Origin of the sequence: Candidatus Endomicrobiellum pyrsonymphae (assembly GCF_020328025.1) — a bacterium.
Taxonomy (GTDB): Bacteria; Elusimicrobiota; Endomicrobiia; order Endomicrobiales; family Endomicrobiaceae; genus Endomicrobiellum; species Endomicrobiellum pyrsonymphae.
On record NZ_JAIXMZ010000007.1, the window covers coordinates 19,207 to 27,973 of the forward strand.

Consider the following 8,767-nt stretch of genomic DNA (forward strand, 5'->3'; position numbering starts at 1 on the left):
GATATGTATGAGTAACTTAAATAGCGGATATATTATCATCATCATTTGCGAAGGCAAAAGTGAGGTCGCGTATATACAAGAACTAAATAAATACTTTAGAGAAAAAAATATAAGCATTAACTTAGTATCCAAACAAGCAGACAATGGGAGTTATGCTGCTGTTGTGAAAAAATATAAAGAATTTAAAAAAAATAATAAACATGGGTTTCGCATGTGGATATGGGTGGACAGAGATATATATAAAAGAAATGAACGGAAGAATATGGACAAATATAACAAAAAACCTGATGGTGTCCCAAATTTTTGTTTTAATATTTTTAATTTTGAAGATTTCTTTATATTACATTATCCAAAAGATAAAGTTTCAAATTATCGTAAATTGTGCGAAAATAAAGATCATTTTAAGAATCCATTACACAGTGAGGACTATATGCCATTGATTAAGAAAGTTATTGAAGGATATAATAAGGGTTCGTTACCGAATGGTTTTGAAATCTCGGCAAAAACCCTTAATAATCTTTTTACAAATAATAAAGATTTACAAAAAGAATTGCAGAACGATTTTGCGAATGAATTATATAATATTATAAACAATTAAGATTGTAATCTCGCTCTTTAGATGGCGAAGCTATAGTTTCGTTCATTTTAATGGGTTTTTTTCCGGGATGCCGGTTTTGCGAGGGAATTGCATAGGGGTGTCCTTGTATTTTTTAAAAACCAAAATACAATAATTCAATTCTTGGTTAGGCAGATTATAAGAAATTATTTTCTCAAGTTTTGCGCCTAAATGTTTTAGAGCATTTTCTACGGAAGGAAGACCTTCGTCCGCGCTTTCTACGGAGTTTTTTGTTTTGTGGACTATAAAATATCCTCCCACTTTTAATAACGGAATTGAAATTTCCAAGTTAGGGGAAAATTTACTTACAGCTCTCGACAAAACAAAATCGTACTGCTGTCTATACGATGGTAACTGCCCAAGCTCTTCAACCCGCTTGTTTAGTATTTCTGTGTCAAATCCAAGTTTATCATTTACATTTTCAAGAAACTTACATTTTTTTGTTATTGATTCAACTAGCGTAAGTTGAATATCTGGAAGCGCAATTTTTACAGGTATGCCGGGCATTCCAGAACCGGTTCCAATATCCGCAACTCTAACTCTTAAAAGAGAAGAAGTTTTTCTATTTACAATATCGCTTATGACCTTAGCGCTGTAAAGAGAGTCGCAAAAATGTCTGTATATTAAATCTGCTTTATTTTTATACGAGATAAGATTAAACATCTTATTCCACTTGATAAGTTCGTGAAAATATATTTTGAATCTTTTGCGTGTATCTCCTGAGAAAAAAGGAATAATATTTTTTGTGACATAATCTTGAAATTCGTCAAATAATATTTCGTTTTCCATGTTTATTTTAAGAATCCTTATTTTGCATGTCGTATTTTATCTTTAGAATAATTTGAAAAGATGCGAGGATAAATATAACTATAGTCGTTATATAAATTGCAGGTTTGTTAAGCGCCAAGCCATACGCTATCCACGACGCATTGCCCATGACGCAAATAAGAAACATAAGCATCGAAACGCTTCTAGCTGACTTTGTTTTTTCCATGTTTTGTAAACTTGCGGAACGTACGTTGCCATAGAAAAAATCCTGTAACAAATCCAAGAATTTCTAAAAAAACCATTTTTTTATTTCCTCGTCATTTAGCGCCCTATACGTTTTATTGATTAAAAAAGACTTGATAGCGCGTTGTGGACAGTAGGATATACATCTCATACATATTTGGCATTTCTTGCCGTTAAAAACAGGATAATTATTTTTTATTGAAATATTTTGAACAGGACATATCCTAACGCAAAGTCCGCATTTTGAACATTTACTATCAACTACGCGGAATTTAACAATCCTCTGAAACAAATTCCCATTCCATCTATCTGTAATAAATCCTGATACTGCAAAACACATTTTAAAAAATAAATTTGTTTTGCCTGCCTTTGTCGTACCATCGGCAAGACCTTTTGCATATTTTTCCATTTTGAAATATGCTCTTTCTCTTTTTAATATATTTTTTTCTTCTTTTCGCACGGTTATAAAATTATTAGGCATTAAGAAACCGCAAGTTCCTATTAACGTATAACCTTTGTTCTTAAGAATATCTCCAAAATTTGCAGCCGCATTAAGGGAAGAATCTCCCATGGTTGTAAATATGAAAATTTCAGTGCCATTTACTTGCGGCAGAGTATCTATAAATTTTTTTACTATCGGGAATGTGTTCCAACAAATCACAGGAAAACCTATCCCGATTACATTTGATAAATTTATTTTTTGAGGATTAGTTTTTGCCATATCATTAATAGTGACAACGCAATTATTACTTTCAAGCGTGTCTGCAATTTTTTTTGCGGCAAGAAGCGTGTTGCCCGTACCTGTAAAGAAGAAAATATCAACTGTTTTTATTTTCATCGTTTTTCTGTTTCCTTTCTTTTTTTTGTTTTTCAAGATAAATAGTGAGTATTGCAATGTCAGACGGTTTAATTGCGCGTATTCTTGATGCTTGCCCTATAGTTTGAGGACGAACTTCCATGAATCTTTGCTTTGTTTCTGCGGAGAAAGAGTCAACTTTAGTGTAATCAAAATCTTCAGGAATTCTGCAATCTTCTTTTTTCTTTATTCTGTTTGCCATCTTGTCTTGAATTTCAATATATCCTTCATATTTTTTATGGATTGAAACTTCTTCGTTTGCTTTTTCGAGGGACCATGGAGATAATTCCTCGTCACTTGGCAAATTTTCTGTTTCGCCTTTGTATATGTCCGTCAATGTACTTCTGTATAGTTCAAATTTTTTGTATGCCTTGTCTGATATAAGACCTATTGAATATCCAATATCCATAAGTCTTAAATCTGCGTTATCATTTCTTATTGAAAGTCTGTATTCCGCTCTAGAAGTAAACATTCTATAGGGTTCATCCATACCCTTTGTAGTTATATCGTCTATAAGTACTCCAATGTAAGATTCATTTCTTCTAAGTATAAGAGGGTCCCTTCCCAAAATTTTAAGTCCTGCATTTACGCCTGCCACAAAACCCTGCGATGCTGCTTCTTCGTAACCTGTAGTTCCATTTATTTGTCCGCCTAAGAAAAGATTTTCAACAGTTTTGGTTTCTAAAGATTTTTTTATTTGTAAAGGACTTGAATAATCATACTCTATGGCGTATCCATATCTTATAACTTTTGCATTTTCTAGACCTGCAATTGAGTTTATCATTTGTTGTTGTATATCAAAAGGGAGACCGGTATAAAGACCATTTAAATACACTTCGTTTGTGTTGTATCCTTCAGGCTCAACAAATATGTGATGGCTTGTTTTTTCAGGATATCTTTCTATTTTTTCTTCTATAGCAGGACAGTATCTTGGACTTTTACTGTTTACTTTACCTATACCTATTGAAGAAAGATATAAATTATCGCCGACTATTTTGTGCGTGTCTGGATTTGTATAAGTAAGCCAGCATGAAAGTTGTTTTAGATTTTTTCTCCATGATTCAATTTCAGTAAAATGAGAAAATGGTCTCGGTTCTTTGTCTCCCGGTTGTTCTGTCATTTTTGAGTAATCTATGGAAAGCGAATTGATTCTAGGCGTTGTAGTTGTTTTAAATCTGCCAAGCGCTAACCCACAGTCTTCTGAAAGAGATTTTGAAAGGTAAGAAGCAGGTCTTTCATTAAATCTTCCGCCGTCAAAATGCGCTCTACCAAGATGTATGGTTCCGTTTAGAAATGTTCCTGTGGTTACCACTACGGCATCTGCGTTCATTATTTCGCCGGTAAGAACTTTTACACCGCATATCTTACCGTTTTTGACTACCAAAGACGTGACTTCAGACTGCAATATTTCAAGATTTTGTTGGCTTTGCAGAGATTTTGACATCAAAACAGAATAAAGTTCTTTGTCGCACTGGACCCTCGGCGACCATACCGCAGGACCTCTTGAGCTGTTTAAAACTTTAAATTGCAATCCGGCATGATCTGCCACCCATCCCATTTCGCCGCCTATTGCGTCTATTTCTCTTACCATTTGTCCTTTTGCAATCCCGCCTACAGCCGGATTGCATGGCATTCTCGCTATAGAGTCAATATTTAATGTAATTATAAGCGTTTTAAGTCCCATTCTTGCGCATGCCAACGAGGCTTCGCAACCGGCGTGTCCTGCGCCAACAACAATTACTTGATATTTTCTTTCCATACTAGGTATTCCTATCAAAAAAATCATTAACAACTTAGATTTTATCTTTTTGTTTCTTAAAAAACAAATTTTTCACATTTATTTAAACTTTAAAAGTAAAATTTATAGAGCGCTTTGCCAAAAGCCGCTAATTTTGATAGCATACATTTGGAGACTATGTTTCAATTACAGAAAATTGACTTAACAGAGCGGACCAAGAAAATGTCTAAATTATCTTACACCTCAGGAGGTTTTTAGTTCTACTGTTGCATTGGTAACTTAAGTTCGTCGGGTTGTAAATTAAAAATTTTAACTTGGTACAATTGGCGAACTAAGAAGCATGATTGTTGCAATTTTGTTTTTATTATCAAAAATTTGGTTTACGGTTACTTCTTAATTTATAGACTACAGGAGGAACAATGAAAAAGAAAATGATGACGGTCTTAATGGTCAGCGCATTTGTGTTATTGAGCGCAACATCCAAATTATTTGCAGCAGAGGCAGGCAGTATAACAGAACAATTTGGAATTAAAACTGTATTGGACGGCGCAGTTGTTATGCAAGGAACGCCCAAAGCAAACAGTACAAAAGAAAACAACAATAGTCTAAACGATGCAATATATACGACTTCTGTAAAGCTTACAAAAGAGTTCGAAAATAACGGAAAAATTATTGCCAAATTTAAAGTCGGCAGAGGTCGTGGGCTAGATCGGTCATTACAAACATACGCGCAAGTAAATTCAGATTCTGACCACACCATAGACTCTGCAAATGATGTTTTTGCAAAGATTAATGAGTTGTCTTATGAGCAATCTTTTCTAGGTAATAAACTTACGGCAAATGTTGGAAAATTGAACTTCAAATCATATTTTACCAATAATAAATATGCAAAAGAGTTTATAACGGGTACTTTTTCGGGAGACAAAGTAATTGATAAAGCGCCTCCACGTCTTGCATTAAGACTGAATTACGCGGCGCTTGATGAACTTGATATTTCCTGCGCTTATTTTACAAACACAAATCTTGATTATTTTGATATAAAAGGTGTTGGTATCCTGCAAGCCATTTATAAGCCTTCCCAAAAAGATAATTATAAAGTGTATGCTTGGTTAAACAACAAAGAAGACTATTCCTCATCTAAAAATATTAACGAAAAATCTGGAATCTATGGCGTTGGTATAAGCGCAGATAAAGAAATAAATAAAGAAATTGGAATATTTGGCAGGTTTTCGTACAAAGATCCATCTGTTGGAACAGGTCTGCGGCTGGTTAGCGAAGATGCAGATACTGTTCTCTCCACGGTTCACCCTCTCTCCATGGCATGGAATATTGGATCTCAGATGAAAGGCTCATCATGGTCTAGAGCAAATGATGTTGTAGGTTTTGCAATCGGACAGATATACGGTTCTTCGGATTATAGAAAACATAAAGTGAAAGTCATGACAAAAATAGATGAAGAAAATAAGGACTATAAAGATGACGCTGAAATACAGATAGAATTATATTACAAATTTGTAGTAAACGAGCGTATTACTCTTATTCCAACTGCGCAATATCTTGCAAGTCCTAAAGGCGGAAACGATGTTACGGACGATAATATATTCGTTTATGGAATAAGAACTCAATTTACCTTCTGATTCTTTTGAATTTTTGGGTTTTTGTTGCCTAAGAGAATCGATTTTGATAATATACTTGCAAGCGATATTGCAACTATAGAAATAAGAACTCAATTTATCTTCTGATTCTTTTGAATTTTAAGGGAGATAATCTAATCTAATTTAATCTAATCTAATGGGTTTTTGCTGCCTAAGGGAATCGATTTTGATAATATATACTTGCAAGTGATATTGCAGTTATAGAAAATTAACTTAATAACAGAGCAAAAAAATGTCTAATTACTTTATCCGAGTATTAAAATAATGTTTGTTGCCTTTGTATTTTGCCTACCATGCCTATAGAAATAAGAACTCAATTTACCTTCTGATTCTTTTGAATTTTAAGGGGGAGATAATCTAATCTAATTTAATCTAATGGGTTTTTGCTGCCTAAGGGATTTGTATTTTGCCTACCCTGCCTATAGATAAAACTCCATATTCGTGACAAATCATTAGAAAATTAACTTAATAACGGAGTAAAAAAATGTCTAATTACTTTATCCGAGTATTAAAATAATGTTTATTGCCTTTGTATTTTGCCTGCCCTGCCTATAGATAAAATTCCATATTCGTGACAAATCATTTAAAAAGTCATTATTCGTGACAAATCATTTAAAAAGTCATTATACAAAAACTTCTTTACAATTTTCACTTTTCCATCAAGTCCCTTAACAACAATGAAAGGCATTTTAAGACCATTGAATCAAATTCTTCTTAACCATCGTATATCCCAAACGTATTTATGGAACCAACTTTAAGTCTGTTTGCAAGATGGAAGGCATTTTAAGACCATTAATTATGTATTCATTTTTTCCAGTTTTGGCATTAATTTTAGCAGGTATTTTGTATATCAACAAATCCAACATATGCAACTCAATAGACGCATCAACAATAGCGATATCTTTTATGTTTTTGACCACATCTAAAACAGTTGTAACAAGTTCGCAACTTTGAGTAATTGCCGCTTCACCCGGCTCTAAATAAATTCGATAACTTTTCTTTTGCTACGGTTTTGTGAATGATAATTAACAACTATTAAAGTTATATATGATTATAAATAAAATTATTTATAATTATACGTATAAATTTTATAAAACATAACAATTAACTTTACTGTTTATAATTTGTCAACAATCAATTGTACTTAACATAATATATATTATCGGACACAGATTTTTATGCTTTTAAGTCTTTGTTGACATTGTAATTTTTTGTAAATTAAAAAATATAAAAGCCGTTGGCAGATGCAGTAAATTTACGAGAGATTTTTAAGAAACAAGATTTGCAAAGAAAAAAGAGATATTTTTAAAACAATTTCACAGCGAAGAAGTTTTAACGAATGGAACGATTTTAAAGCTATAGAGTTTCAAAGGTACAACGAAACAGAACGATTGATTTTGTATTTTAGGTTACATTTGGGGATATTAAACAGAAAAGAAATATCAATGAGAACAGGCATACCTAAGTATCAAATAGAGAGATTTGTAAAAGCGATTAGAACTTATGGATATGAAGAACTATCCTAAAACAGACAGTCATTACACGGTTGGCGGGACGGATTAAAGCTACTTGCGGGACACAAAATTATTCAGAATTATGCCACAGCATACTGAAAATATTGATTTAAGGACATTATTATGGTAGCGCTTCTACAGATTACAAACAGAAAAGTTCCAACTTGATAAATTTACGCAACAACTCGCAACATTCTCTAAACAATAATCAATAATAGAAGATACGACTGTTAAGGTATCAAAGCGATACATGATTGTAGAGTTGCTATTAATGCTAAAATTCAGCCTGATTGGCAGGATTTTCTTTTGCGTGAGTATCGCCGAGAGTTACTTTTTATTTTATCAGGTTTAATTAGGTTGAGGTGTTAAGACACTTCTTCTACTATAATTTCTACCTTGTTATTAAGCTCTCTTTTTTCTAGATCAAACATTATCATCCTTAATGCTATCATCTCATGTATTTTTAGCTTTCGAGTTTCTGGTTCAAGCCTAATTCCTTCTTTGTCCCAATCATAACCTATGTTCCTAAGTGCTAGTAGTCTTGTCGCTTTCATTTTTGCTGATACATACTTCTTCACCATATCCTTCAAATTCGGTGGTAGCGTTTCCTCAGCCTTCTTTGCTAGTGTTGCTTCTCTAATCGCCTTCTCTATTTGCTTATTACTTCTCTCGCTTGTTGATTTGTATAGTGTTGTCATCCACACCTTCTCCATAATGTCCTTCTCAGGTTTTATCCATTCCTCTTCTATCACATTATATGCTTGGTTTGCCCGACTATCAAATGTTTGCGATATATCTCTTGACCATTTTTTTATAATCCCTATTGTTGTGTGATTTGCCAGTAGCCTCTCATTTTTCGCTCCCAGCTCTTTAGACATTCTAATTATTTCTTTTATCGTCGCCTGCACTTCTTCTAGCGCGTTTGCCTGTTCTATTGATGGTATGTCTAGCGCTTTTATCTTTTCCATTAATGGTATGTTTGGTGATTGTGGTGGTGGTACTGTTATTAATATTAATGGTGTTTCAGAGTAGTATTTATTTGTCGCTTCTTCTTTTCGTTGTTTTAGTAGTTGCTGTTGTTGTTGTTGTTGTTCTTGTTGTTGTTTTCGCTCATTCAGTTGTCGCTCCAGCGCTCTTCGCTCATCTGCCCTCATATTAGAATGTATTAAACTCTCTGCCTGCTCAAATGACGACGAATCAAGAATGTCATTTGCCTTTTCTATACATTTCTGTTCATTTACTTGTTGCTCCGCTTCCATTCTGATCACGTCATCTGCTGGCAGTCCCTGCTTTATTTGATTCCATGTCTGAGGCGATAGCTCTAAATGTCGCCTTAGTAGTTGCGTCTTTAGTAAATCAGTTTGTTTCGTCATCTGA

At 33.6% G+C, this 8,767-nt stretch carries 9 protein-coding genes; 3 read left to right on the forward strand and 6 right to left on the reverse strand.

What is annotated here, in order from left to right; genetic code table 11:
- Positions 1–7: 7 nt before the first annotated feature.
- Positions 8–598, forward strand: coding sequence for an RloB domain-containing protein (locus LE180_RS01465; protein WP_374133718.1), 591 nt, complete (start codon positions 8–10; stop codon positions 596–598).
- Between the two features lie 42 nt (positions 599–640).
- Here LE180_RS01465 and rsmG read toward each other — a convergent pair whose 3' ends face one another.
- The 4 genes from rsmG to mnmG form a co-directional block, all read right to left on the reverse strand.
- The gene (gene rsmG, locus LE180_RS01470; protein WP_374133719.1) at positions 641–1,405 is read right to left on the reverse strand and encodes a 16S rRNA (guanine(527)-N(7))-methyltransferase RsmG; all 765 of its coding nucleotides are present in this window, start codon (positions 1,403–1,405) and stop codon (positions 641–643) included.
- A 7-nt stretch (positions 1,406–1,412) separates the two neighbouring features.
- Positions 1,413–1,610 (reverse strand): SemiSWEET family sugar transporter, encoded by a 198-nt coding sequence (locus LE180_RS01475; protein ID WP_374133720.1) that lies wholly within the window; start codon positions 1,608–1,610, stop codon positions 1,413–1,415.
- Between the two features lie 63 nt (positions 1,611–1,673).
- On the reverse strand, positions 1,674–2,465 hold the full coding sequence (locus tag LE180_RS01480; protein ID WP_374133721.1) for an EFR1 family ferrodoxin: 792 nt from the start codon (positions 2,463–2,465) through the stop codon (positions 1,674–1,676).
- Complete coding sequence (mnmG, locus tag LE180_RS01485) at positions 2,446–4,242, reverse strand: tRNA uridine-5-carboxymethylaminomethyl(34) synthesis enzyme MnmG (RefSeq protein ID WP_374133722.1); 1,797 nt, start codon at positions 4,240–4,242, stop codon at positions 2,446–2,448. The genes LE180_RS01480 and mnmG overlap by 20 nt, the downstream gene beginning before the upstream one ends.
- Positions 4,243–4,640: 398 nt before the next feature.
- On the opposite strand from mnmG, the gene LE180_RS01490 reads away from it, so the two are divergent.
- The gene (locus LE180_RS01490; RefSeq protein ID WP_374133723.1) at positions 4,641–5,858 is read left to right on the forward strand and encodes a carbohydrate porin; all 1,218 of its coding nucleotides are present in this window, start codon (positions 4,641–4,643) and stop codon (positions 5,856–5,858) included.
- Positions 5,859–6,616: 758 nt separating this feature from the next.
- Here the strand turns inward: LE180_RS01490 and LE180_RS01495 are convergent.
- Positions 6,617–6,796, reverse strand: coding sequence for a hypothetical protein (locus LE180_RS01495; RefSeq protein ID WP_374133724.1), 180 nt, complete (start codon positions 6,794–6,796; stop codon positions 6,617–6,619).
- A 471-nt stretch (positions 6,797–7,267) separates the two neighbouring features.
- Here LE180_RS01495 and LE180_RS01500 point away from each other — a divergent pair, with 471 nt between their 5' ends.
- Complete coding sequence (locus LE180_RS01500) at positions 7,268–7,402, forward strand: hypothetical protein (protein WP_374133725.1); 135 nt, start codon at positions 7,268–7,270, stop codon at positions 7,400–7,402.
- 353 nt (positions 7,403–7,755) lie between these two features.
- Here the strand turns inward: LE180_RS01500 and LE180_RS01505 are convergent.
- On the reverse strand, positions 7,756–8,767 hold a 1,012-nt coding region (locus LE180_RS01505), incomplete at its 5' end, for a hypothetical protein (RefSeq protein WP_374133726.1).